This is a genomic window from Gordonia sp. SID5947 (genome assembly GCF_009862785.1).
Taxonomy (GTDB): Bacteria; Actinomycetota; Actinomycetes; order Mycobacteriales; family Mycobacteriaceae; genus Gordonia.
On the sequence record NZ_WWHU01000001.1, the window covers coordinates 2,876,651 to 2,901,757 of the forward strand.

General features: G+C 66.6%; 18 protein-coding genes and 1 pseudogene. 5 read left to right on the forward strand and 14 right to left on the reverse strand.

Annotated features, from left to right (window positions below; genetic code table 11):
* Positions 1–109 precede the first annotated feature (109 nt).
* Positions 110–2,350: an MMPL family transporter gene (locus GTV32_RS13275; protein WP_161060718.1), complete on the forward strand. Its 2,241-nt coding sequence runs from the start codon at positions 110–112 to the stop codon at positions 2,348–2,350.
* A 107-nt stretch (positions 2,351–2,457) separates the two neighbouring features.
* Here GTV32_RS13275 and GTV32_RS13280 read toward each other — a convergent pair whose 3' ends face one another.
* Complete coding sequence (locus tag GTV32_RS13280; RefSeq protein WP_161060719.1) at positions 2,458–3,084, reverse strand: LysE/ArgO family amino acid transporter; 627 nt, start codon at positions 3,082–3,084, stop codon at positions 2,458–2,460.
* 81 nt (positions 3,085–3,165) lie between these two features.
* Between GTV32_RS13280 and GTV32_RS13285 the strand changes: the two genes are divergently transcribed.
* Positions 3,166–4,083, forward strand: coding sequence for a LysR family transcriptional regulator ArgP (locus GTV32_RS13285; protein ID WP_161060720.1), 918 nt, complete (start codon positions 3,166–3,168; stop codon positions 4,081–4,083).
* Here the strand turns inward: GTV32_RS13285 and GTV32_RS13290 are convergent.
* The 3 genes from GTV32_RS13290 to GTV32_RS13300 form a co-directional block, all read right to left on the reverse strand.
* Positions 4,076–5,374 carry an MFS transporter gene (locus GTV32_RS13290; RefSeq protein ID WP_161062514.1) on the reverse strand — a complete coding sequence of 433 codons (1,299 nt, stop codon included), beginning with the start codon at positions 5,372–5,374 and terminating at the stop codon, positions 4,076–4,078. The two genes, GTV32_RS13285 and GTV32_RS13290, sit on opposite strands and share 8 nt — an antisense overlap.
* 68 nt (positions 5,375–5,442) lie before the next feature.
* Positions 5,443–6,924, reverse strand: a complete 1,482-nt coding sequence (locus GTV32_RS13295; RefSeq protein ID WP_161060721.1) for an NAD(P)/FAD-dependent oxidoreductase — start codon at positions 6,922–6,924, stop codon at positions 5,443–5,445.
* Positions 6,925–6,961: 37 nt separating this feature from the next.
* Positions 6,962–7,927 carry a Ku protein gene (locus tag GTV32_RS13300; RefSeq protein WP_161060722.1) on the reverse strand — a complete coding sequence of 322 codons (966 nt, stop codon included), beginning with the start codon at positions 7,925–7,927 and terminating at the stop codon, positions 6,962–6,964.
* Positions 7,928–7,978: 51 nt separating this feature from the next.
* Between GTV32_RS13300 and GTV32_RS13305 the strand changes: the two genes are divergently transcribed.
* Both GTV32_RS13305 and GTV32_RS13310 read left to right on the forward strand, forming a co-directional pair.
* Positions 7,979–10,387: an ATP-dependent DNA ligase gene (locus GTV32_RS13305; RefSeq protein WP_161060723.1), complete on the forward strand. Its 2,409-nt coding sequence runs from the start codon at positions 7,979–7,981 to the stop codon at positions 10,385–10,387.
* 29 nt (positions 10,388–10,416) lie between these two features.
* On the forward strand, positions 10,417–11,172 hold the full coding sequence (locus GTV32_RS13310) for a dienelactone hydrolase family protein (protein ID WP_343287318.1): 756 nt from the start codon (positions 10,417–10,419) through the stop codon (positions 11,170–11,172).
* Positions 11,173–11,205: 33 nt separating this feature from the next.
* Here the strand turns inward: GTV32_RS13310 and GTV32_RS13315 are convergent, their stop codons facing one another.
* The gene (locus GTV32_RS13315; protein WP_161060724.1) at positions 11,206–12,030 is read right to left on the reverse strand and encodes an SDR family NAD(P)-dependent oxidoreductase; all 825 of its coding nucleotides are present in this window, start codon (positions 12,028–12,030) and stop codon (positions 11,206–11,208) included.
* 163 nt (positions 12,031–12,193) lie between these two features.
* On the opposite strand from GTV32_RS13315, the gene GTV32_RS13320 reads away from it, so the two are divergent.
* Positions 12,194–12,952, forward strand: a complete 759-nt coding sequence (locus tag GTV32_RS13320; RefSeq protein ID WP_161060725.1) for a metallophosphoesterase — start codon at positions 12,194–12,196, stop codon at positions 12,950–12,952.
* A 27-nt stretch (positions 12,953–12,979) separates the two neighbouring features.
* Here the strand turns inward: GTV32_RS13320 and GTV32_RS13325 are convergent.
* The 9 genes and pseudogenes from GTV32_RS13325 to GTV32_RS13365 all read right to left on the reverse strand — a co-directional run bounded on the left by GTV32_RS13325 (position 12,980) and on the right by GTV32_RS13365 (position 25,074).
* Positions 12,980–15,210: pseudogene (locus GTV32_RS13325) on the reverse strand (bifunctional SulP family inorganic anion transporter/carbonic anhydrase).
* Between the two features lie 169 nt (positions 15,211–15,379).
* Positions 15,380–16,390: a YdcF family protein gene (locus GTV32_RS13330; RefSeq protein ID WP_343287319.1), complete on the reverse strand. Its 1,011-nt coding sequence runs from the start codon at positions 16,388–16,390 to the stop codon at positions 15,380–15,382.
* Between the two features lie 182 nt (positions 16,391–16,572).
* A complete protein-coding gene (locus GTV32_RS13335) occupies positions 16,573–17,001 on the reverse strand; it encodes a DoxX family protein (RefSeq protein WP_161060726.1) in 429 nt (142 codons plus the stop codon).
* A 161-nt stretch (positions 17,002–17,162) separates the two neighbouring features.
* Complete coding sequence (locus tag GTV32_RS13340; protein ID WP_202422552.1) at positions 17,163–18,674, reverse strand: NAD(P)(+) transhydrogenase (Re/Si-specific) subunit beta; 1,512 nt, start codon at positions 18,672–18,674, stop codon at positions 17,163–17,165.
* An 11-nt stretch (positions 18,675–18,685) separates the two neighbouring features.
* Positions 18,686–18,991 carry an NAD(P) transhydrogenase subunit alpha gene (locus GTV32_RS13345; RefSeq protein ID WP_124708935.1) on the reverse strand — a complete coding sequence of 102 codons (306 nt, stop codon included), beginning with the start codon at positions 18,989–18,991 and terminating at the stop codon, positions 18,686–18,688.
* Positions 18,991–20,103 carry a Re/Si-specific NAD(P)(+) transhydrogenase subunit alpha gene (locus tag GTV32_RS13350; protein WP_161060727.1) on the reverse strand — a complete coding sequence of 371 codons (1,113 nt, stop codon included), beginning with the start codon at positions 20,101–20,103 and terminating at the stop codon, positions 18,991–18,993. Before GTV32_RS13350 ends, GTV32_RS13345 begins: the two co-directional genes overlap by 1 nt.
* Before the next feature lie 175 nt (positions 20,104–20,278).
* On the reverse strand, positions 20,279–21,850 hold the full coding sequence (locus GTV32_RS13355) for a hypothetical protein (RefSeq protein ID WP_161060728.1): 1,572 nt from the start codon (positions 21,848–21,850) through the stop codon (positions 20,279–20,281).
* Between the two features lie 140 nt (positions 21,851–21,990).
* Complete coding sequence (locus GTV32_RS13360; RefSeq protein ID WP_343287320.1) at positions 21,991–23,547, reverse strand: molybdopterin-dependent oxidoreductase; 1,557 nt, start codon at positions 23,545–23,547, stop codon at positions 21,991–21,993.
* A gap of 51 nt (positions 23,548–23,598) precedes the next feature.
* Positions 23,599–25,074, reverse strand: coding sequence for an FAD-binding protein (locus GTV32_RS13365; RefSeq protein WP_161060729.1), 1,476 nt, complete (start codon positions 25,072–25,074; stop codon positions 23,599–23,601).
* Between the last annotated feature and the right edge of the window lie 33 nt (positions 25,075–25,107).

Sequence of the window (25,107 nt, forward strand, 5' to 3'; positions counted from 1 at the left end):
GGCGATCATGGGTACATCGTAGGGTTCGCCCCGTCGTGAGTGGGAGCTGTCACACAGGTCTCCCGGGCGCGCCCGATAGGCTGGCTGGCACATCGATTGGGAGGTCGTCGTGGCGTTGTGGTTGTACCGGCTCGGGCGTTTCACGTTCCGACACAAGTGGTGGTTCGTCGGAGCCTGGCTGGCCGTGATCATCGCGCTCGGCGCGATCGTCGGCGCGGTCGCACCCAAGTTCTCCACCGACTTCGAGTTGCCGGGTACCGACTCGGATCGCGCGATGTCGGTGATGAAGTCCGACTTCTCGGCGATCAACGAACAGCAGCTCAAGGCGTCGACCAGCATCCTGGTGGCCGCCGACGACGGGCTGGCCAATCACACCGAGCAGATCGATGCACTCGTCGCGAAGGCGCGGACCCTGCCCGAGGTGATCGATTCGCAGACCGTCGTCAACCCGGTCACCGCCGCCGCGCAGAACCCTGCGATGGCGTCCGCGGTGCTCGGCGACGACGGCAAGGTCGGTCTGATCCAGATCCGCCAGGACATCCCGGTGCAGGACCTGACCGGCGAGGACATGCAACAGTTCGAGGATCTGCTGTCCGAGTTCCGCGGCGGCGGTCTCGACGTCCAGGGCACCGGTTCGCTGATGCAGGTCTTCGAGCAGGGCGGCGTCGCCGAACTCCTCGGTTTCGCCATCGCATTCGTCATCATGATCGTCGCGTTCGGCGCGCTCATCGCCGCGTTCATCCCGATCGTCACCGGCATCCTCGGCGTCGGCATCACCATCATGCTGGTCACGTTGAGCGCCAAGATCATCGACGTCCAGCAGAGTGCGACCACCATCATCACGATGCTCGGCATCGCCGTGTCGATCGACTACGCGCTCTTCATCGTGTCCCGGTATCGGTCCGAGCTGAATCTGGGTGGCAGTCGTGAGGCCGCCGTCGGGCGAGCGGTCGGCACCGCGGGATCGGCCGTCGTGTTCGCCGGCCTCACCGTGATGGTCGCGGTCGCCGCGCTCGCGGTGGTCGGGATCCCGTTCATCACCCAGATGGGCGTTGCGGCGGCGGTCGCCGTCCTCGTCGCCGTGCTGGGCGCGATCACGCTCATCCCGGCACTCCTCGGCGCCTTCGGACGATTCGCGTTCAAGCCCCGCATCCCGGGTGTCCGGCACGGCGACGAACCCGACTCGGAGCCGTCGAACGGTTTGCGCTTCGCACGGTTCGTCACCCGCTACCCGCTACCGGTGGCCATCGTCGGGCTCGTGCTGCTGGCCGTCGCCGCGATCCCGATGACCAAGATGGAACTCGGGATGGAGTCGACCACCGACAGCGAGTATGCGGCCACGCAGCTGCTCAACCGCGGATTCGGCGAGGGTGTGAACGGTCCGCTGCTGGTGGTCGTGAGCGACGCCGACGGCGGTGACGTGGCCCCCGCCGCGACGGCCGTCGTCGAGAAGGTCAAGAGCCTCGACAACGTGGCGAACCCGGCCCAGATCACCTGGATCGGCAACGGTTCCGACCCGGCCAACCCGCAGGCCGGCGCGACGGCCGCGCTGATCTCGGTCACGCCGGAACAGTCGCCGAGCGGTCCACAGACCCATGAACTGATGGAACAGATCCGCGACTACGGCGCGAGCGCGCCCGACGGTGCCACCATCAACGTCGGCGGCCAGACCGCGATCATGTCGGACATCTCGTCGAAACTCAGTTCGGCGTTGATCCCGTTCCTCATCGTGGTGGTCGGGTTGGCCTTCATCATCCTGACCATCGTCTTCCGGTCGCTGCTCGTCCCGCTGATCGCCACCATCGGGTTCCTCTTCTCGGTGTGCGCGACGTTCGGTGCGACGGTGGCGATCTTCCAGGAGGGCGACTTCGGACTGATCGACCACACCAAACCGATCATCTCGTTCCTGCCGATCTTCCTGGTCGGCGTGGTGTTCGGTCTGGCAATGGACTATCAGGTGTTCCTGGTGACCCGGATGCGCGAAGAGTACGTGCACGGCGTCTCGGCGAAGGATTCCGTCATCATCGGATACCAGCACGGTGCCCGGGTGGTCGCGTCGGCGGCGGTCATCATGATCTCCGTGTTCGCGGCCTTCATGCTGGCGCCGGACACGATCGCCAAGATGATGGGCTTCGCGCTCGCGGCGGCGGTCTTCTTCGACGCCTTCATCATCCGGATGGCGGTGGTGCCCGCGGTGATCACGCTGCTCGGCGACTCGGCGTGGAAGCTCCCCGGCTGGCTGGACCGCATCGTGCCCAATGTCGACGTCGAGGGATCGGCCATCCGGGAGATCTCGATCGAGACCCAGGTGGACCCGGCGCTCTGGAAGCCCGAACCCGCCAGGGTGTGACCCCCGCTCCCTGAGGGAGCGACACCGCGGCGACCCCGCTCCCTGAGGAGCGAGCCCGCGGCCACCCCGCTCCCTGAGGAGCGAGCCCGCGAGCGTCACGAAGGGCCTCAGGAACCCACCGACGCGATCAGCATGGCCCCCATCGCGAGCATCACCACCGCGACGACGGCATCGAGGATCCGCCACGATCTCGGCGACGCGAAGTGGTGGGCGAGCCTGGTGGCACCACCACCGAGCGATACGAACCACAGGAGGCTCGCGAGGCAGGCGCCGACGGCGAACGCCCACTTGGCATTTCCGTGACTGTTCGCGATGGCTCCCATCGTCAGCACCGTGTCGAGGTAGACGTGCGGGTTGAGCCATGTGAGGGCCAGGGTCATCCCGACCGCCGCCCAACGGCTCGCGGTGTTCGCCTCACCGGCGTTGGTCACGATCGCCTCGGTGCTCCGCAGGCACCGACGCGCCGCCAGCAGCCCGAGCACGATCACGTACCCCCCGCCGAAGACCTTGGCGAGCGTGATGACCGCGGGATGCGCGGAGACCAGAGCGCCCAGGCCGGCGACGCCCGCGACGATCAGCACCACATCGGAGATCGCGCACACCGCGACGACGGGGACGACATGCGCGCGAGCCACGCCCTGTCGGATGACGAAGACGTTCTGCGGACCGATCGCGATGATCAGCCCGGCGCCGGTCAGCAACCCGGCGATCGCGGCAAGGACGTAAGTGCTCATGGCAACGACGCTAAGGCCGACCGCACCGACAATCCAGCGAATGTTTTTCACGAATCATCAGCAGAGCTTATGATGGCGGGCGTGGAGATCAGCCAGGAAGGCTTGCTGACCCTTGCCGCAGTTCTTCGCGAGGGCACCTTCGACGCAGCCGCGACGACACTGCACATCACGCCATCGGCGGTCAGCCAGCGGATCAAGGCACTCGAGACCTCGGTCGGCCGGGTGGTCCTCCGCCGGACCAAACCCGCCACCGCCACGCCCGACGGTGAGGTGCTCGTGCGCCTTGCCAAGCAATGGGAGTTGCTGGTCGAGGAGACCCGTTCCGAACTCCTCGGCAGCGGCTCCGGCGGCGAGGACTCCACGCGCATCCACCTCCCGATCGCGGCGAACGCGGACTCACTGGCCACCTGGTTCCTCCCGGTTCTCGCACGCATGCACCACGAGCATCCGGTCGCCATCGAGGTGGTCCGCGACGACGAGAGCCAGAACACCCGGTTCCTGCAGTCGGGAGAAGTGCTCGCCGCCATCACCTCCGATCCGCTCGGCATCCGCGGTTGCACCACCAGAGCACTCGGATCGATGCGCTATCTGCCCGTCGCCACACCGGATTACGTGGCCCGTTGGCTCCCGGACGGACCGAGTGCGCCAGCCCTGTCCCGTGCGCCGATGGTGCTGTTCGACCGCAACGACTACATCCAGCGCGATGTTCTGACAACCCTTGCTGCGCAACCCGTCTCGCCGCCGATCAGCTACATCCCCGCCTCCACCGAGTTCCACCTCGCCGTGGAACTCGGTGTCGGCTGGGGTGCGGTACCCGAGGTGCAGATCGCCGACGCGCTCGCCGCGGGCCGGGTGGTCCCGATCGTCGACCACCATGTCGACGTCCCGCTGTTCTGGCAGTACTGGAAACTCAGCTCGCCGATCCTCGATGCCTTGACCGAGCTGACCGTCGCAGCTGCTGCCGAACACCTCGTGGCGCCGCCGGAACGGATCAGGTGAGGACCTTGGGATTGTCGGTCACCTGAATCCGCAGCGGGTGATCGATCTCGTCACGCCACAGGCGCGCGGCGAGGTAGAAGCTCGCCGCGACCGGCACCGGGAGCAGACCGGCCGCCACGAAGGTGGCGGTCAACCCGATCGCGTGACTCATCGGTGCCGCAATCGCCATCGAGACCGGCATCAACGCCACGGACACGAAGAAGTCGAGACTCGCGACCCGCCCCAGTAGTGCCGGTGGCACCCGACGCTGCAACAGCGTGCCCCACAAGACCATCGGACCGTCGAAGAGAATGCCCATCAGGAACCCGGCGACCACGAACATCCACGTGCTGTCGGCGAATCCCATGATCACCAACGGCACACTCGACAGACCCCAGATCGAGAACATCACCGTCAGATATCTCCGCGGCATCGGGATCGAGGCGAACACCAGCGACGACAACGCCGCGCCGATGCCGAACGCCGCCAGCACCAACGAGTGGTCGCCGGCACCGCCGTGCACCCGTTCCCGCAGGGCGAACGGCACCAGCACCTCGATCGGCCCCATGGTGGCGAGCACCAGGATGCAGGCGAAGAACAACGTCGCCCAGAGCCACGGGGTCCGCCACATGTAGGCGAAACCCTCGGCGATGTCGGTCAACACCGAGACGAACGGGTGGTGCACCGGCATCTCGCTGCGCTCACGCCGGACCCGCACCGGCTCCATGGCGACGTAGAAGATCGACGACGCCGCACTCGCGAAGCCCGCCAGCACGATTGCCACTGCGGGCGAGGCGATGGAGATCGCGCCACCGGCCACCATCGGGCCGAGCGCCTGGAAGACGACCGGACGCAGGAATCCCTCGATCCCGTTGGCGGCCTGCAACTGTCGAGGCTCGACGATGCTCGGCAGCAGCGCCGAGTACGCCGGGTAGTACATCCCCATCGTGACGCCGCCGACAAAGGCCGCGGCGACCAGGCACGGCTGATTCAGCACGCCGAGCATGGCGGCGACTCCCACGACGGCGAACGCCAGCAACTTCACCATCTCCAGCGCGATCATGATGAGGCGCTGCGAGACCCGGTCGGCGAGCACGCCACCGGCGAGGGTGGAGACCACCATGCCGAGGGCGGCCACACCCGTGACGGCGGAGAGCCGGCCGGGCCCGCCACCCATCTCGATGACCTGCCACACCACACCGACGGTCCACACGCCGTCGGCGAACATGGCCAACACCAGCCCGACGGCGAGCAGCCGGTACTGCCGCGACGCGAACGGCCTCAGCGCCACGGACAGACCATGGTCGGACATCTGCCGACCGGACTCGGTGCTCACATGTCGAGCTTGCCGGATCGCCACCCCGCCCGGCCAGCGATTATTCAGGCCGAGGGCGCGGTGACCCGTGGCTCGACGGTCCCGAACACCATCGCCTCGGTCACGTCGTACCGTCGCGCGTCGATGGCATCGAGGATCAGGTTGTGCCGCACGCGCCACGGACTTTCCGACGAAGCCTTGGGCAGCAGTGTCGCGGATCGTCTCACGTACCCCGAGTCGAGGGCCAGCAGCAGTTCTTCCGGGAGTACCGCCGACCCGACCGTCGGATACGCGTGGGTGTAACCGTGCTCGTCCATGTGCGCGATCAGGTCCGCGAAGGCCTGGCTGGTCAGATCGACGCGAAGGGTCCACGACGCGTTGGTGTAACCGACCGACCACGCCATGTTCGGCACGTCGTTCAGCATGTATCCGCGGTAGGCGAACTTGTCGTGTGGCTTGAAGTCGCGACCGTCGATGCTCAGCGACGCACCGCCGAAAGCGATCAACTGGAGTCCGGTGGCGGTGACCACGATGTCCGCGTCGAGTTCCCGGCCGGAGACGAGACGTATTCCGCCCGGCAGAAATCGATCGATCTGATCTGTGACGACGTCGGCGTCACCGTTGCGGATCGTTCGGTAGAAGTCGCCGTCGGGGATGATGCACAACCGCTCGTCCCACGGCTCGTAGCGCGGCCGGAAGTGGGTGTCGACGTCGTACCCCTTCGGCAGCAGCCGGATCGCGATCTGCCGGAGGGTACGTCGGGAGAGTTTCGGGAAGGCCCGGCAGTAGAGGTAGAAGGCCATGGTACCCAGAGCATTTCGCCACCGGATCAGATGATGTGACCACGTGTTCGGTAGCACCCGGCGCAGCAGTCTCGTCATCGGATCCTGCCACGGGAGAGGCAACATGAACGTCGGCGAACGCTGCAGCATCGTGACCTCGGCCGCGGCCTTCGCCATCGCCGGGATCAGGGTGACCGCGGTGGCGCCGCTGCCGATCACCACCACCTTCTTTCCCACATAGTCCAAATCCTCCGGCCAGAACTGCGGATGGACGACGACGCCGCCGAAGTCGGCCATGCGGGGGAAGTCCGGCAGGTATCCCTCGTCGTAGCGGTAGTACCCGGTGCACATGTAGAGGAATCGCGACACATAGGTCCTACGCGACCCACCCGCCTCGGTCGTGACCGTCCAGAGATCGGTGGTCGTGTCGAAATCGGCTGCGGTGACCGACACCTCGAAGTCGATGTGTTCGTCGATCCCGAGTTCGCGTGCGGTGTCCTCCAGATAGTCGCGGATCTCGTCACCTTCGGCGATGGTTCGGTCCCCGGGCCACGGACGGAACGGGAAGCTCAGGCTGAAGATGTCGGAATCCGATCGCACGCCTGGGTACCGGAACAGGTCCCAGGTGCCACCGATTCGGCTGCGCCGCTCGACGATCCGGTAGCGCAGGCCGGGATTGCGTTCGGTGATCCGGAAGGCGGCGTCGATGCCCGACAAACCGGCCCCGACGATAAGCACATCGAGATGTCCGGGCTCGTCGGTCATCACACTGTCACCCCATCCGCGCACCGCGGTCGCAGCATCAGGCCGACTTCTTCGCCGTCGTCTTCTTGGCAGTGGTCTTCTTGGCCGGCTCCTGCTTGGCGGCGGCCTTCTTCGCGGGCGCCTTCTTGGCAGGGGCCTTCTTTGCGGGGGCCTTCTTTGCGGCCTTCTTTGCCGGCGCCGACTTCTTCTCGTCGTCATCCGACGAACTGTCGGAGGCTCCCTTGTCCTTCACCGAAGCGCGTAGCGCCGCGAGCAGGTCGGCCACCTCGGAGTCCTCGTCGGCCGACGTGTCCTCCTCCGTCGTCGGGAATGCCTCGGCACCTTCGGATTTCGCCTCGACGAGCTTGGACAACTCGACCTGATAGGTGTCCTCGAACTCGGTGGGGTCGAAGTCCTTTGCCATGGTCTCGATCAGCGACGCGGCCATCTCGAGTTCTTGAGGTCGGATCTCGGGTTCGTCACCGAGGAAGTCGAAGTCGGCGGCGCGGACCTCGTCCGGCCACAGCAGGGTCTGCAGTGTCATCACACCGTCGACGACGCGCAGCGCCGCGAGCCTGGTGCGGTTGCGCAGTGTGAAGTTGGCGATGGCCAGCCGGTCGGTCTTCTGCAGCGCCTGGGCGAGCAACGCGTAGGCCTTCGGCGACTTCGACGCCGGCTCGAGGTAATAGGGCTTGTCGAAGTAGATCGGATCGACCTGTTCGGTGGGGACGAACTCGAGGATGGAGATCTCCGGGCTCTTCTGCACCGGCAGCATCCCCAGATCCTCCTTGGTGAGGATCACCGTCTCACCGGAGTCGGTCTCGTACGCGTTTGCGATGTCGGAGTAATCGACCTCCGAATCGGTTCCCTCACGTACCCGGCGATACCGAATCCGCGTCCCGTCCTTGGAATCGACTTGGTACGACTTCCGGTCGTGACTTTCCGTGGCCGAATACACCTTGACCGGGACGTTCACCAGGCCAAAGCTCAGATCGCCCTTCCAGATCGAGCGCATGGGGTTCATTGTGCCATCGGTTACCCGAAACCTCGGCCCGGAACGTGGACAATGGTCGTCATGGCGGGCGGAGACATTCTCGAGGTCGACGGTCGTCGCATCCCCATCACCAACCTCGAGAAGGTGCTGTATCCGGAGACCGGTACCCGGAAGTTCGAGGTCATCGACTATTACTCGCGGATCGCCGACGTCATGCTCCCGCATCTCGCCGGGCGACCGGTCACCCGCAAACGCTGGCCGAACGGCGTGGAGTCGATGCCGTTCTTCGAGAAGGATCTACCGGAGTCGGCGCCCGCCTGGCTCGAGCGGTTCGGCGAGCAGCACAGCAAACGGGTCATCACCTACCCGCTTGCGACCTCCCGCGCCGACCTCGTGTGGTTCGGACAGATGGCTGCGCTGGAACTGCACACCCCGCAGTGGCGCGTCCCCGACCCGCACACGGCACCCAACGCCGATCGCCTCGTCCTCGATCTCGACCCCGGCCCGGACGTCCCGCTGTCGCAGTGCGCAGAGGTGGCGCTGATGATCCGCGACATGCTGTCGGCCGCCGGCCTGACCGCCTATCCGGTGACGAGCGGCGGCAAGGGTCTGCACCTGTACGCGCGGTTCGACCGCCCCGTCTCTCCGGACGCGGCGCGCACGGTCGCCAAGCAGATCGCCACCAGCCTCGCCGCCGCACATCCCGAGTCGATAACCGCGACCATGTCCAAGTCGATCCGGGCCGGCAAGGTCTTCATCGACTGGAGCCAGAACAGCGGGTCGAAGACCACGCTGGCGCCGTACTCGATGCGCGGGCGCGAGCAGCCGTGGGTCGCCGCGCCGCGGTCCTGGGACGAGCTGACCGACCCCGACATCGGCCAGCTGCTCTTCCACGAGGTCCTCGAACGGGTTGCCACCGAGGGCGACCTACTCCTCGACCTCGACGACGAGCACGATGCCGGGGACCTCGACACCGACGCCGTCGTCGCGGCCGCCACCGCGGCTCCCCCCGTCACGGATCGGCCCACCACGGACCCGCCCACCGCCGACCCGCCCATCCCCAACGCGGTTGTCAGCCTGGGTGAATACCGTCGCAAGCGCGACGCCGACAAGACTCCCGAGCCGTTCGGCGACGAAGCGCACCGCGACCGCGCCGACGGGGATGCGTCGTCCGATCCGATCTTCGTCATCCAGGAGCACCACGCACGCCGCCTGCACTACGACTTCCGGTTGGAGCGCGACGGCGTGCTGGTCTCGTGGGCGGTCCCGAAGAACCTGCCCGACGACCCCGGGCAGAACCGGCTGGCGGTGCACACCGAAGATCATCCGATGGATTACGCCGACTTCGAAGGCGACATCCCGCACGGCGAGTACGGCGGCGGACACGTGGAGATCTGGGACCGCGGCACATATGAGACCGAGAAGTGGCGCGAGAACGAGGTGATCGTCCGATTACACGGCAGTCGGGTGCAGGGTCGGTACGCACTCATCAAGACAGGCGACAAGAATTGGCTCGCCCATCTGATGAGCGATGAGCCGCGTCCGATCATGCCCGACAGTCTGCGCGATCCGCGCCCGATGCTGGCCACCGACGAGTCGATCGAGAACCTCGACGGCCGCGACTGGGCGTTCGAAGGGAAGTGGGACGGATATCGGATCCTGTTGCGCTACATCGACGGTGATTTCCGCCTCACGTCGCGTTCGGGTATCGACATGACCGCGGATTTTCCCCAATTACGTTCTGTCGCCGACGATCTCGGGCTGATCGACGTGGTTCTCGACGGCGAGGTGGTGGCTCTCGATGCGAGCGGCCGCACCAACTTCACGCTGCTCGCAGCGCGGAACACCACCGCCGAGGACCTCACCGTCAAGCTGTACATCTTCGACGTGCTGTACCTCAACGGCACGTCACTGTTACGCCGGCCGTGGTCGCAACGACGGGAGCTGCTGGAGGAACTCGCACCTGCGTTCGCACACTCCGCATATGCGGAAGTGCCACCGCTGCTCGACGGGCCCGGACGGGCCGCACTGGAGCACAGTCGCGAACAGGGTTATGAGGGCGTGGTCGCCAAGCGACGGACATCGACGTACCAGCAGGGTCGACGCACCACCAAATGGCTCAAACACAAGAACTGGAGCGACATCGAGGTCGTGATCGGCGGATACCGTCCCGGTCGCGGCAACCGGTCGAACACCATCGGGTCGTTGCTGCTCGGCCTGCCCGAGGAGACCGGGCTACGGTACGTCGGGCGGGTGGGCACGGGCTTCAGCGATGCCCAACTACGCTCACTCGCCGACGAACTCGAGCCGCTGCGGATCAAGACCTGTCCGTTCGTCGACAAGCTCGACAGGCCCGTCTCGTCGAGCGCGGTGTGGGTGCTGCCGAAGCTCGTCGGGGAGGTCCGGTTCATGGATTGGACCACCACCGGGCACCTGCGCCACCCGAGTTGGCGCGGCATCCGGCGTGACAAGCTGCCCGGAGATCTCTGAACCCCTGTCCATCGTGGAAAGGAACACCTGTGTCCGACGAGATGATCACGATCTCCACCCCCGACGGCGTGGCCGACGCCTATCTCACGCGTCCGGACGACGCCTCCGGCCCTCTGCCGGGTGTGTTGTTCGCCATCGACGCCATCGGCTTGCGCCCGCAGACCAAGCAGATGGCAGATCGGATCGCGTCGTGGGGATACGTCGTGCTGGCGCCGAATGTCTTCTATCGTTCCGGTGCCGCAACCGATCTCGAGCCCACCGCCGACCTCACCGATCCGGCGAGCCGGGCCGACTTCTTCACGGAGGTGATGCCCCGGGTCCGGGCACTCACCGACGATCTCGCCGCGCCGGACCTGTCGGCGTACATCGACACACTGCGGGGGTTGGACGGCGTCGCCGACGGGGACGTGGGGATCACCGGCTACTGTATGGGCGGACGTCTCGCGCTGCTCGCCGCGGCCACCCGACCGGACGTCGTGGGCGCGATCGGGATGTTCCACACCGGCGGCCTGGTCACCGACGACGACAGCAGCCCGCACCGGCGGTTGCCCGACGTCCGTGCCGACGTCCTCGCCATCCACGCCGACGAGGATCAGTCGCTGCCCCCGGAGGCCGTCGCCGCGTTCGAGCACGCACTCAGCTCATGCGGTGTCACCCACTCCGCGTCGGTGTACCCGGGAGCCCACCATGGCTACACGATGGCCGACACCGCGATCTATCACCACGAGGCCACCGAGAAGCACTTCGCGGAACTGCAGAAGCTGTTCGACCGCGCCCTCCACTGAACCGGTGCGAGGCGGGCACCGGTCGACCACGGGTCACAGCTGCTGGCGCACCCGCTGATCGGCGACGAATGTCGCCGCCAGCTTCTGCATCAGGCCCGGCGCCATGCGCGAGAAGCGCCACGCCATCCGCGCCTGGACGGGTACCACCAGCAGCGGCTTGTCGTCGACGATCGCACCGAGCGCCTCCCTCGCAAGCCGGTCGGGCGCATAGGGTGTCCGGATCCCTTGCCCTGACAGGTAGTAGGTCCGCCCGGTGAACCCGCCGACACCTGGCGCGTCGAGTATCGGCGTGTCCACGGCCGCCGGGCAGAGCGCCAGCACACCGACGCCGCGCGCGGCGGCCTCCGTCCGCAATGCCAGCGACAGCCCGACGACCGCGTGTTTCGTCATGACATAACTCGTGAGCAGTCCGGCCGGGGCGAGCCCGGCCATCGACGCCGTGTTGACGATGTGCCCGGAGCCTTGCCGGATCATGTGCGGGTAAGCCGCTGCGACACCGTGCACCACGCCGCGGATGTTGACATCGATGATGTGGTCCCACTGGTCGGGCGCCAGGAGTTCGGTGTTCCCACCGAGCACGATCCCCGCGTTGTTGAACATGAGGTCGATGCGTCCGTCCGTCGACACCACCTCGTCGATCAGGGCACGGACCGCATCGCCGTCGGTGACGTCGAGAGCCGCGGCCCGCGACGTCCCTGGCGCGCCGGCCGTCGCACCCACGACCGCTTCCGCCGCAGCGACGTCCAGATCCGTGCAGACGACGTTCGCGCCCGCGGAGGTGAGCGCTCTGGTGAGCGCGGCGCCGATTCCCGAACCCCCACCGGTCACCACCGCAGTCGCTCCGGCGAATCGCGCCATGTCACGTTGCCGCCCACCTCGTAGTCTCATCCGCCGACTTTCATATGCCCGACGCCGGCTGTCAACACCCGGTCCGGACGGGACGCGCGGGGATCGAGGGCTCAGTGCGCCTTCCGTCGCCGATGTGACTAGCCTCAGGTGAGTCCGTCATCGAGGAGCGCGTGTGTTTGTCGTCGCCCACATCAGCGACCTGCATTTCAATGGCACGCGGTACAACCGCAGCCGTATCGAATCGACGCTTGGCTACATCAATGCCCGCGCCGACGGCATCGACGCACTCTTGGTGACCGGTGACATCACCGATGAGGGCAGCGAGTCGGAGTACCGCGAGGCGTTCGGGGTGCTCGAGAGCCCGCTGCCGATGCTCATCACCGCGGGCAATCATGACCGACGAGAGGCTTTCAACGCTCACCTGATGGGCCGGGTGACCGATGAACCGGTCAATCAGGTCGCGCTGATCGGCGGCGTGTTGTTCGTGGTCTGCGACAGTTCCATCCCCGAACGCAACGACGGCCACCTCACCGACGACACGCTCGCCTGGGCGTCCGCCGAGATCGCCGCCGCCGGACCGACCACCCCGGTGCTGATCGCGTTCCACCACCCGCCGACGACGCTGGGGATGCCGTTCATGGATTCCATCCGGCAGATGGGTGAAGAGCGACTGGCCGCGCTCGTCGACCAGCATCCGAACATCGTCGCCTTCCTGTGCGGCCATGCTCACACGCCATCTGTCACCACCTTCGCCGGTCGGCCGCTGGCGATCGCACCCGGGGTCGCCTCGACACTCAACCTGCCGTTCGAGGGCTCCGACATCGTCAACCGCGGCCAGCCGCCGGGCATCTCGTTCCATGTTCTCGACGGACTCGACGGACCGCCCGACGGCTGGCGCCTGATCACCCACTTCCGTTCGGTGGAGTTCTGACGTCGGCGGCACGGGTGCGCACCGCCACTACGTGAGTGTGGTGCCCGCGTGCGCCTCGGTACCCGCGAGCTGTAGGCCGGTCGCGGTCACCTCGAACACCTGCGCGGTGGGGATGTCGAAGAACAGACCGACCACGCGCAACCTGCCGTCGGCGGCCGCGGGACCCACCACCGGATCACGCATCAGGTTCTCGACCTGTTTGGCGACGTTGACCACGGCGAGTTGATCGACTTCGGCGAATCCCGCGTCCGCGGCGGCACGCCCGGCGGGATGACCCAGTCGGTGTGCCGCCAGACTCGGGATGGCATGGCCCAGCCACGATCCGATCTTGCCACCGGCCGCGTCGGCGCCGGCGAGCATGGCCTTCATCGCCCCACAGGACGAATGTCCGCAGACGACAACCGAACTCACACCGATCTCGCCTACCGCGAACTCGAGTGATGCGGCCACCGACGTGTCGGTGGACGCCTCACCCGGAACCAGGTTGCCGACATTGCGGACGGTGAAGAGATCACCCGGGCCGCTCGCGGTGATGATGTTGGGCATCAGCCGCGAATCGGCACATGTCAGGAACAACGAGTCCGGGTCCTGGCTGTGGATGACGTCGGACGTCGCCGCGCGCAGGATGTCGACGTGATCGCGGTGATACTCCGAGACACCGCCCATGATCGAGCGGAGCGCGGGCGCGGTGGTGCCGGTGGCCGCGGCGTGTGGCCGACGACTACGCCACGGCGTGAGTCCGATCGCGCCTGAGGTGTGACGTCGCGGCGGTGCCGCACGCGCGTGTTCCAGACGGGCCTTGCCCCTCTCGAGCACGAGGACCGATCCACCGGCCGCCTCGTGCGCCCATACCCAGTCCTCGATCGCCTCGGTCGCGGCGTGGTCGAGGAAGTCCGTGTCGAGTTCCAGGGTCACATGGGCGGCCTCGGGTACCGCGGTCAGCGCCTTGTTGAGCTTCGGCAGGGACAGGAAGCTCAGCGAGCCCCTGGCGTGGATCAGCCACTGACGCGACCCCTCCGTCCCGAAGGGTTCCGAGACGATGTCGGCCCGCACCACTCGCCAGACCACCAGCGCGATGGCCAGTGCCAGACCGATCGCGACCCCTTCGAGGAGGTTGAGGAAGACCACGGAGGCCACGGTGACCGCGTACACCCAGAGATCACCGGTCTTCAGCGCGGTCTTCATGTGCGCGAGCTTGACCAACTGGATACCGATGACCACCAGCAGACCGGCCAGAGCCGCGGTGGGGATCTGCTCCACGAGCCCGGTCAGCAACACGGCGAACACCAATACCCAGACGCCGTGCAGGACCGCCGACGCCCGGGTCTTCGCACCGCTGGCGACGTTGGTGGTGCTGCGCACGATGACACCGGTGACCGGCAGCCCGCCGAGCAGACCCGACGTGATGTTCGCGCCGCCCTGGCCCAGCATCTCGCGGTTGAAGTCGCTGCGCGGGCCGGTGTGCATCTTGTCGACGGCGACCGCCGACAACAACGATTCGACGCTCGCGATCAGAGCGACGGTGACGATGCCCATCACCACCGCACCCCAGTTGCCGGTCGGCAGCTGGGGAGTGCGATGGCCTCGAAGAGGTTGCCGTCCAGCGCAATCCGTTCGATATCGAGTCCGAGGATCACCGTCAGAGCGGTCGCGGCGACGATCGCGACGAGCGGTCCGGGCACCTTGCGCACCGCCACCGGAAGCATGGTCCAGGTGAGCATCATGACGATCACCAGCCCACCGATCACTGCGCTCTGCCAGTCGACGTTCAACACATTGGCCGGGAGTTGGGTCACGTTCTCCAGTGCGGTGCTGCCCGATTCGCCGCCGAGGAGCACGTGGACCTGCTGGAGCGCGATGGTGATGCCGATCCCGGCGAGCATCGCGTGCACCACCACCGGGGCGATCGCCAGCGCGGCTCCCGCCTTCTTGCTCAGGCCGAACAGAATCTGAAGGATTCCGGCGGCGACGGTGATGAAACACGTGATCTTCCAACCGAAATTGGCGACCAGTTCCGCGACGACCACCGTGAGTCCGGCTGCCGGGCCCGACACCTGCAACGGACTGCCGCCGATCAGTCCGGCCACCACACCACCCACGACGGCGGCGATCAGACCGGCCATCACCGGCGCGTCGGATGCGATCGCGATACCCAACGAGAGGGGAAGGGCGACCAGGAACACGACCAGCGAAGCAGGGAGGTCGTATCTCAGGTTGGCGCGAAGTTCGTGCAAAGAGGACATCTCCGGCATCTGCATGCACTCGACCGTACCGATGGGATGTTGAGCCGAGGTTTCCCCCACGTAGCGAGTTCTGTGAGACCGGACAATCTGACGGCGGCACTGTGTCCTGGTTCACCGCCGCCTGCCTGGCGGCGAAACATGCATCACCGCTTATGTTTTCGACGGCGACGCATCACGCGCCCGATCAGTTGGCCTCCGACGATCCCGTCCCGAGGAGGGTCTCCAGCAACTTGCCGCCGAACTCGGTGATCAGCCCGGGTCCGGTGTCCGGCAGGTTCTGCGGCGACGGCAGCCCGGTCTGGCGGGACGCCGGGATCTTGGCGGTTCGGGTTGCCTCGAGCCGGATTCCCTTCTGCTGGTCGCGAGTCAACGGCTTCGCATACTTGGCCAGGTCGGTCGCCGTGGTCACGGTCGCGACGGTCCGCATCCCCACTGCCGCGAAATCTGCTGCACCGCGCCGGATGTGGTTCGGCGAGGTGATGAGGATGATGTCGGAGATGCCCTGGCCACGCAAGATCTCGGCAGTGTTCTGAGCGTTGGCGACCGTGGACCCGGATCGGCCCTCCTCGGTGATCCGGGCTGCGTCGACACCGGCTGCCACCAACCATTTCTTCATCGCCGCCGCCTCGGTGATCCCGGCCTTGGGGACGCCACCTGTGACCACGATCGGTGCGGTGGTGGTGGTTTCGGCCTGAGCCTTGCCGGCGGTCACCCGTCGGACCAGTTCGGGTGCCATTTTCCCGTCACGGCCGAGCCCGTACCCGAGAACGACGATCGCGGCTCGTCCGCCGACGGCCTTCGGTGTGGTGTCGGGGACGATCCTCGCGGCCTCCGCGACTCCCTCGTTGATGTTGCGGGCAGCGGTCGCCAACGCTGGATTGATCCCACGCAGCCGCGCGAGAGCGGCCTGCCGCGTGGCGACGTCGTCGGCCTGATCGGACCAGATCGCCTGCAGAGCAAGCGCATCCGGATCGACCGGAATGATCGCCAGAGCCTGCTTGATCGCGTCGAGGCCACCCGCCACGTCTCCTGCGGCGAACTTCTGCTGAGCGGAGTTGTACAGCGTCGCCGGATCGACACTCGTTGCCGCCGGAGCGACGGATCGCTCCGATACGAGGGGCATCGTGCCGACGCCCACACCGCCGATGCCCGCCACGGCGATGACCGCCAGCGCAGCAGCACGACGTCGAGTCACTCTGGTCACAATTGTCACTCACGTAACAGTAGGGTGGTCGGGCAACGCCACGACACCCGTCCGATCCCAAGTCGATAACGCCCGCCACCCGAACGAGCACGTCTATCCAATCCACCACACATGTCGGTCTCGCTCACCCTGCGCGGATGAGCGAGACCGACGTGACCGAGACAGAACGCGCCTCACTTGCGCAATCCGACGACCTTCAACAACTCCGGGCGACGCAGGACCAGTCCGACCCACATCAGCACACCGACGTACACCGCGAACAGAGTCGCGCTGACAAGCGGCGACTCGATCCGCAGGTTGGCCGTGACCGCGCCTCCGAGGTAGGCGGTGATGCCGAGCGCGCCGAGCACCGCGGTGCGCGGGATCGCGTACACGACAAGGCAGATCAGCAGGACGACGCCCATGACGTATGTCTGCTCGAGCGGGAATCCGAGCTTCGCGGTGCCCTCGACGACGGCCTCGGGCCGCGTCAGCTTGCCGACGACGTCGAAGGCGAGGAAGGCGCCGATCACGACGCTGATGACGATGCCCACGATCTGCCACACGCTACGGGTGCGGGCGATCTCGCGCGTGGTGGACGGGGTGGCGGTTGCGGTGGCCATGACGAGCTCCTCTGTTGGTGGTGGTGTGGTGTTGTGTTGAGGTAGACACCACCCCCGCGAGAAACTCATCGGCAATCGCATGCGTGTGGCGATTGTCCGCACAGAGAACTGCCCCCGCTCATCCCGTTTCCGGGCGCGGGGGCAGTTCGCGATGGCGCGCTCTACAGCGCTTTGAGCTCTTCGATGACGCTGTCGACGCTCTTCTTGGCATCGCCGAAGAGCATGCTGGTGCCGTCGCCGTAGAACAACGGGTTCTCGATGCCGGCGTAGCCGGAGCTCATCGAACGCTTGAGCACGATGACGGAACGGGCTTCGTCGACGTTGAGGATCGGCATGCCGTGGATCGGCGAACTGGGATCGGTACGGGCAGCCGGGTTGGTGACGTCGTTGGCGCCGATGACGATGGCGACATCGGTCCGGTTGAACTCGCCGTTGATGTCGTCCATCTCCTTCATCGCGTCGTAGGCGACGTCGGCCTCGGCCAGCAGCACGTTCATGTGCCCGGGCATACGCCCGGCGACCGGATGGATCGCGTACTTGACCTCCACACCCTTGCCCTCGAGCAGCGCGGCCATCTCCTTGACCGCGTGCTGGGCCTGCGCGACCGCGAGTCCGTAACCCGGCACCACGATCACCTGGTTGGCGTAGGCCATCTGGATCGCGGCGTCGGCGGCCGAGGTGGCCTTCACCGTGCCGCCGGCAGCACCCGGTCCGCCACCGGCGGCGTCGTCACCACCGCCGAAGGAACCGAACACGATCGCCGGGATCGACCGGTTCATCGCCTTTGCCATCAGGTTGGTGAGGATGGAGCCGGACGCGCCGACGATCATGCCGGCGACGATCATCGCCTGGTTGTTGAGCGCCAGACCTGCCGCCGCAGCCGACAGACCGGTCAACGCGTTGAGCAGCGAGATGACCACCGGCATGTCGGCGCCACCGATCGGGAACACCACGAACAAGCCCATCAGCCCGGCGATCACCAGCAGCAGCACGATCCAGAACCACGGGGTCGCCGAGGTGGAGTCGGCACGCAGGCCGATGTACACGGCGATCGCGACGGCCGCGATGGCGAGAACGATGTTGGCGAACTGGAAACCCTTGGCCGCCTTGACCAGTGACTTCTCGAAGTTCTTGTTCAGCAGTTCCTGTAGCTTGGCGAACGCGACCAGTGACCCCCAGAACGACACCGAACCGATGATCGCGGCGAACAGCGACCCGACGATCACGTGCACATCCGGGGTCTCCCCGACCGCGGTGAAACCGTCGGTCTCGATGTACTCCGACCACGCGATCAGCGCGACGGTGCCGCCACCGACTCCGTTGAACAACGCCACCAGCTGCGGCATGGCGGTCATCTTGGTCTTGAGTGCCGGCGGGATGCCCAGCACCACACCGACTGCCAGACCCACCACGATCAGCACCCAGTTGATCGTCGGCACCCCGGCATCGCCGGCGTTGTTGTACACACCGAGCAGGGTCGCGATGATCGCGATACCCATACCGGTCGCGGCGATCCAGTTGCCACGCACCGCGGTCTTGGGTCCGGTCAGGCCCATCAGGCCGTAGATGAACAACGAGAACGCGACGATGTAGAGGACGGTGACCCCGTAGCCGAGTCCCTCGGATACCTGGCCGGACGATTCCACGGCGAGGTTCAGGCTGGTTGACTGCAGGACGGGCGCGCTCACTTGGCGGTCTCCTTCTTACCCTTGAACATGCCGAGCATGCGGTCGGTGACCGCGAAGCCGCCGACCACGTTGAGCGTTCCGAACACCAGCGCGACAAACGCGATGATGCGTACGCCCCAATTGGCGTCGGCAGGCAATGAACCCAGCACGACCAGCGCACCGAGCACCACGATGCCGTGGATGGCGTTGGTGCCCGACATCAGCGGAGTGTGCAATGTGTTGGGGACCTTGGAGATAACGGCGAATCCCACGAACCCGGCAAGCACCAGGATCGCGATGTTCGCAAGCAGTTCGTTGTACATCAGGCACTCGCCCCTGTCTTGTTTCCTGCTTCGCTCGCCCCGGCCTCACGGGTGACACAGGCTCCGGCCAACACCTCGTCGTCGAAATCCGGTGTGAAAGCGCCGTTGTCGTCGAGCATGAGTTCCAGCAGTGCAAGGAGGTTCTTCGAATACAGCTCGCTGGCGTGCTCGGGCATCGTCGCCGGCAGATTCAGCGGCGACGCGATGGTGACGTCGTGCTTGACGACGGTCTCACCGGGCTCGGTCAGCTCGCAGTTGCCACCGGTCTCACCGGCGAGGTCGACCACCACGCTGCCTGCCTTCATGCCCTCCACCGCAGCGGCCGTCACCAACCGGGGCGCCGGTCGACCCGGCACCAGTGCGGTGGTGATGACCACGTCGAATCCCTTGATCGCATCCTCGAGGGCCTGCTGCTGCGCGGCACGCTCGTCGTCGGTGAGCTCGCGGGCGTACCCGCCCTCACCGGCGGCATCGATACCGAGATCGAGCCACTGGGCACCGACCGATCGCACCTGCTCGGCCACCTCCGGCCGGACGTCGTATCCGGTGGTGCGACCGCCGAGGCGTTTGGCCGTGGCCAATGCCTGCAGCCCCGCGACACCCACACCGAGCACGAGTACCGTCGCCGGCTTCACCGTGCCCGCCGCCGTCGTCATCATCGGGAAGTACCGGGTGGAGAGATCGGCCGCGACGACGACCGCCTTGTACCCGGAGACGTTGGCCTGCGAACTCAGCGCATCCATCACCTGGGCGCGCGAGATGCGCGGAATGGCCTCGACCGCGTACGCCTCGACGCCCGCGGCCTTGAGCGCACCGATCTGATTGTCGGCGTTGCGCGGCGCGAGGAAACCGATCAGCTTCTGCCCGTCGCGCAACTTACCGATCTCGTCGTCCGACGGTGGCGCCACACGGACCACCACGTCCGCCGAATACGGGTCGCCGATCGACGCACCCGCCTCGACATAATGCTCGTCGGGGATCAACGCCCCGAGGCCGGCGCCCGATTCCACGATCACCGGGACACCCTTACCGACCAGCGAGCCGACCACCTTGGGGACCAACGCCACTCGGCGTTCGCCCGCGGCGGACTCGCGCACGACACCCACGCTCATAGTTCTCACCCTGTCTGGTTCACACCGGGCAGACCGGACCCCCGCGGTCGATGCCTGCATCACGTCCACGTCGGGTCGCGATGCACCGGGAGCAGTGCATTTGTCACCCGGCTCACAAAAACGTGCGACGAACATAGCATGGGCTCATTTGATGGGGGCGACGCAGTCAGATAGGTCACTCACCTCTTGACGACCGCGCGGGCGCGTCGCCGGACACTCGTCCGGCCCCCGGCCCGGCGCCATCGGCGGACGTGTCATCCGAGGTGTCCGAGGCCGATTCCGAGTCCGGCGAATCGCCCGACGACCTGCCATCCGACGAATCCGGGCCGGCCTGATCGGCCGTTGCCTCGGAGTGGGTCGGCTCCCCAGCGGGGTCCGACGCCATCCCGGGCTCGGATTCGGATTCGGATGCGGATGTGGAGTCGGCGGATTCCGTAGCCGTCGTCGCCGAAACCGCCGGCGCGGGGGTCGGCGTGTCCGGCGCGGTCGTTGTCGTCGCCTCCGATGCCGATGAGGTCGACTCGGTTGTCGCGCTCGCCACCGGTGGGGTGGGCGCCGCCGGTGTGGTGGCTGCCGGTGTGGTCGCTGCCGGTGTCGTGGGATCGACGTCGCTCGGTGCACGTTTGTCGAGGACGTCCGGATCGGTCGCGGGAACAGTCCAGCCGAGCCGCTCATAGATCTGCTCTTGCAACTCCCGCGGCGTCGGGATCACGTGGCCGCCGATCTCCGCCTGCTCGCCCGGCATCGGCACCGGGATCAAGGTGTTCAGCGCCTCGTCGACCTCTTTCGGTACGGGGATGCCGACGTCACGCAGCATCATTCCCCACGGATTGCCGCCGCCGTCGCCCTTGAGCACCACGTAGGTGGTGTTGCCGTCGTCGCTGTCCCACTTCTTGACCTCGGTGTAGTCGTTGACGTGGCTCTCGAGGAATGCGTGCGTGTAGAAGCCGGGGATCAGGTAGAAGAAGGTGCCGATCGGGTCGGCGAACGGGTTGCCCACCCCACAGGTGGCATCACCCTGGACGCAGTAGGAGATGACCTTGATGTCACCGGTATCGGCCGGATCCCGATCACCGTTGGTGTACATCCCGTCCATGAAACTCGGGACGACGTTCTCCACGCCCGTGTTGGGAAAGCGGGAGTCCGCACCGACGACCACGACGATGTTCTCGTCCGGGATGGCTCCCTCCACCCCGTTGACATAATCCTTGTGCAACTCGTAGGCGATGTTCATCGCCACCGGGCCACTCTGGGAGTAGCCGTTGACGATCACCGTGCCCTGCTGCCCCTGCTTGCGCCAGGCCGCATAGGCGTCGTCGACGCCGGTCGCGGTCCCGGCGTCGACCGAGTCGTTGAACGTCCCGACGCCCGCGAGGTCGATCCGGATGCCGAACACGTTGAGGCCGAAGGCCGCCGGATAGTCGACGATGGTGATCGGCGGCTGGTGGTCCACGCCGTCGGGCGAATCGTAGAAGCCGATCCCCGCCGTCCTGGCCATCTGGTCGGAGCCGTCGTAGTCGGTGGTTCCGGGCACCAGGATCACCGACGCGTTCTCCCCGAGGGCGGGAGGTAACCATTCGGGCTTCGCACGGGTCAGATCCTGGTCGCCGATCGAGACCGGCGGATCGATGTCGGGGAATTGGATCCCGCCGATTCCCAGCGCATTCGCCGACCCCGGCTGGAACCCTGGTTGGAGGAACAGTCCGACCGACAGAAACACGGTCAGCGACAACAGAACCCGACGCACACGCCCTACGCTCACTCGCCCTCGAACCACTCGCTCCGACAAAGTGAGCAAAGTGTATCGGGCACGACCGAAGGGATGTGGCGTGCTCGTCGAACGGGCGAGTTTCTCGTCTGTCGACCTCGTCCGGTCGGATGACCCGGTCAGCTGATCGTGTACGTCCTCGAGTCGAGTCCGGTCGCTCCGTCCGGAACCGGAGACGCGTACGCCTCGACTTGTACGCGCCCGTTCTTGTCGGTGGCGCGGCAGGTCACGGTGTGGTCGCCCGGTGTCGCGTTCCAGGTGAACCGCCACTGGCGCCATGTGTCGACCGAGTATTCGTCGGCCAGCACAGCGGGCTCCCACGCGCCGTCGTCGATGCGCACGTCCACGGACGCGACGCCGGTGTGCTGCGCCCATGCGGTCCCGGCGATGATCACCTCTCCGCGTGGCTGTTCCGACCGTGAGTCGGGTCGGTCGATCCGCGATGCGAGCTTGATCGGGCCGAGCGCCGACCATCCCCTCGTGGTCCAGTAGGCCTTGGCGTCGCTGAATCGCGTCAGTTCCCAGTCGACCACCCATTTGGTGGCGGACACGTAGCCGTAGAGACCCGGGATCACCTGCCGCACCGGATATCCGTGCTCGACCGGCAGCGGGGACCCATTCATCCCGATGGCCAGCAACGCATCTCGCCCGTCGGTGGCCGCCGTCAGTGGGGTTCCGCAGGTCCAGCCATCGGCGCTCGTCGAGAGCAACATGTCGACGCCCGGTTGTACCCCGGCGCGGTCGAGAAGAGTCTTCATGGGCACCCCGAGCCATCGCGCATTGCCGATCAGGTCGCCCCCGACGACGTTGGACACACACGTCAGGGTGACGATCCGTTCGGTCATCGGCATCGCGAGCAGTTCGTCCCAACCGATCCGGATCTCGTTGTCGACCATGCCGTGAATCCGCAGTGACCAATCCGCGGTCGTGAGACTGGGGACCTGCAATGCCGTGTCGATGCGGTAGAAGTCGTCGTTGGTGGTGATGAACGGGGTCGCGCCGGGTACCTGCAGATCAGCCGTGGCGGGGACGGGTGGGGCGGGCGATCGGGGAATGGGCAAGCGGACGTTGGTGCGGTCGGCGACGGTTCGCGCGGTGTCGGCGAGGACCCGTCTGCCCACGACACCGGCGGCCACCGCAACGGCGGCGATCCCACCGGCGGTCAGCAGGAACCGCCGGCCCACCCCGGCCGGCGCCGGGAGCGGGTCCTCGTCTGGCGTTTCGACCGATGGGCGCAGCATCCCGACCAGAATTCTCAGCACGAGCACAGCGGTGAGCGCCGCGACCACCGACGGGATCGCAAATGTCCACCGTGAGTCCGGCCGTGCGAGCGCGGCGATCACGCCGACGATGCCGAAGAGGACGACGATCACGGTGCCGGCGGGCGGTCGAAGACGTTCGGCAACACCGCAACCCGCGGCGAGTGCGGCGATGATGCAACCCATGCCGATGAAGAGCGCGAGCTTGTCGGAGGTCCCGAAGGTCCCGATCGCCCACTCGCGGATTCCGTCCGGCATGTGATCGACAACCGCAGAGCCGACGGCGAAGTAGGGCGAGGCGCCAGGGGCCACCATGATCGCGAAGAGTTCGCCGATCGCAAGCCCCGCGCCGACCGCGACGATGCCGGCAAACGCGGCGGCCCAGAGTCCGGCGGGGCGATGAGAAGTCGTGGTCACACCCCTTGATACCTCAGTCGGTCGACAAATGGACCGGCTCGGGCCGCGACGTCACCCTTCGGTCACAACCTCCGCGCGGCGAGCCGCATGCCTGCCGGCACGCCGTCCGAAATACGAGCCCTCTCCGAGCTGTGTCCCGCTTGCGTACCCTTTGCCGTCCTGCGCCAGGTTGGCGGCGCAGGCGCCGGCGGCATAGAGCCCGGCGATCGGTGCGCCGCCGCCGTCGAGCACCTCGGCGTCGATGGATGTCGCCATGCCGCCGATGGTGAAGCACGAGTACATGGCCTTGCCGAGACTGAGATCGAAAGCGCCCCAGGGCCCCTGGTCCTGGGGAGCGAGGAATTCCGCCGACTTGTGGAAGTCCGGGTCCTCACCCTTTGCCGCGTTCGCGTTGTAGTCGGCGAGGGTCTTCTGCAACTTGCCCTCAGGGATCCCGAGGTCGGATTCCATCTCGGCGACCGTCTCCCAGCCGTCGATGAGGTTGATCAGCGGTACTTCCGGACGCTTCATATGCGCCTCGTCGACGATCAGGAACGCGGCCGAATCCGGTTGATCCATCACGAATCCCGAGGTTCGCGAGTGATACGAGTCCTCCGCGACAAAACGCTCGCCGTCGCGGTTCACCACGATGCCGGTCAGGAGGATGCTGGGTGGGTAGATCGGGGCGGTGACGAACGCCTGGTCCATGTGCTTGAGCGCGGCACCGACCGATTCGCCGAGCCGGATACCCAGACCGTCGTCGTAGGTGCTGCCCAAGGTGAACGGCTTCTCGGCGACATGTGGCACATATCGGGCCACCATCTCCTCGTTCATCACGAACCCTCCGGCCGCGATGATGACCGACCGCGCCCGGATGACGCCCTCTTCGCCGGGACGTTTCCACGATGCACCGACCACGCCGCCGGCCTCGTCCACCACGAGGTGCCGCGCACCGGTCTCGTAACGGATCTCGGCCCCGAGTTCGGCGAGGCGCTTGACCAGAAGGTCGACGACCATGGACGCACCACCGGTGTCGCCGGGTACGGGGACCTTGTGCCCGCGAGGCGCGGGCGTCGCGATGTTCTTGAAGGGCCACACCTTCTCGTTGCCCGTGAACATCAGCCCTTGGGTCTGCGGCTGGATGACGGCCTTCTCCGGGTAGAAGCTGCGCTCGAAACTGAATCCGAGACCCTCCAGCCAGTTGAAGTGTTCGACGCTGTCGAAGCAATACGCGTGGATCTTCTCCGGCTCGGGCTCCCGGGACACCGCGGTGAGGTACTTCTCCATCTCCTCCGGGCTGTCGTCGTGCCCGGTGGCCTGCTGCACCGCTGTGCCGCCGCCCAGGTAGAAGTGGCCACCGGCCATACAGCTCGTCCCGCCCGCGGCGGCCGCGCGTTCGAGGACCAGGACCTTCGCCCCGGCCGCGGCCGCTTCCACGGCCGCACTCCCGCCCGCGACACCACACCCGATGACCAGCACGTCGACGTCGTCGGAAAAGGACTCCACCGAGTCCAGCGCGATCGTGTCCGGGATCTCAGAACCTGCCATGGGCATAGCGTAGACGATTGACTAGAACCTGTT

What these genes read in the sequence shown, in the direction of transcription:
- GTV32_RS13300 (WP_161060722.1), bottom strand. Translation starts at nt 7,927, where the DNA reads ATGAACCCCATGCGCTCGATCTGGAAGGGCGATCTGAGCTTTGGCCTG.
- GTV32_RS13335 (WP_161060726.1), bottom strand. Translation starts at nt 17,001, where the DNA reads ATGGCCACCGCAACCGCCACCCCGTCCACCACGCGCGAGATCGCCCGC.
- GTV32_RS13365 (WP_161060729.1), bottom strand. Translation starts at nt 25,074, where the DNA reads ATGGCAGGTTCTGAGATCCCGGACACGATCGCGCTGGACTCGGTGGAG.
- GTV32_RS13280 (WP_161060719.1), bottom strand. Translation starts at nt 3,084, where the DNA reads ATGAGCACTTACGTCCTTGCCGCGATCGCCGGGTTGCTGACCGGCGCC.
- GTV32_RS13315 (WP_161060724.1), bottom strand. Translation starts at nt 12,030, where the DNA reads ATGGCGCGATTCGCCGGAGCGACTGCGGTGGTGACCGGTGGGGGTTCG.
- GTV32_RS13305 (WP_161060723.1), top strand. Translation starts at nt 7,979, where the DNA reads ATGGCGGGCGGAGACATTCTCGAGGTCGACGGTCGTCGCATCCCCATC.
- GTV32_RS13290 (WP_161062514.1), bottom strand. Translation starts at nt 5,374, where the DNA reads ATGTCCGACCATGGTCTGTCCGTGGCGCTGAGGCCGTTCGCGTCGCGG.
- GTV32_RS13350 (WP_161060727.1), bottom strand. Translation starts at nt 20,103, where the DNA reads ATGAGCGTGGGTGTCGTGCGCGAGTCCGCCGCGGGCGAACGCCGAGTG.
- GTV32_RS13345 (WP_124708935.1), bottom strand. Translation starts at nt 18,991, where the DNA reads ATGTACAACGAACTGCTTGCGAACATCGCGATCCTGGTGCTTGCCGGG.
- GTV32_RS13295 (WP_161060721.1), bottom strand. Translation starts at nt 6,924, where the DNA reads ATGACCGACGAGCCCGGACATCTCGATGTGCTTATCGTCGGGGCCGGT.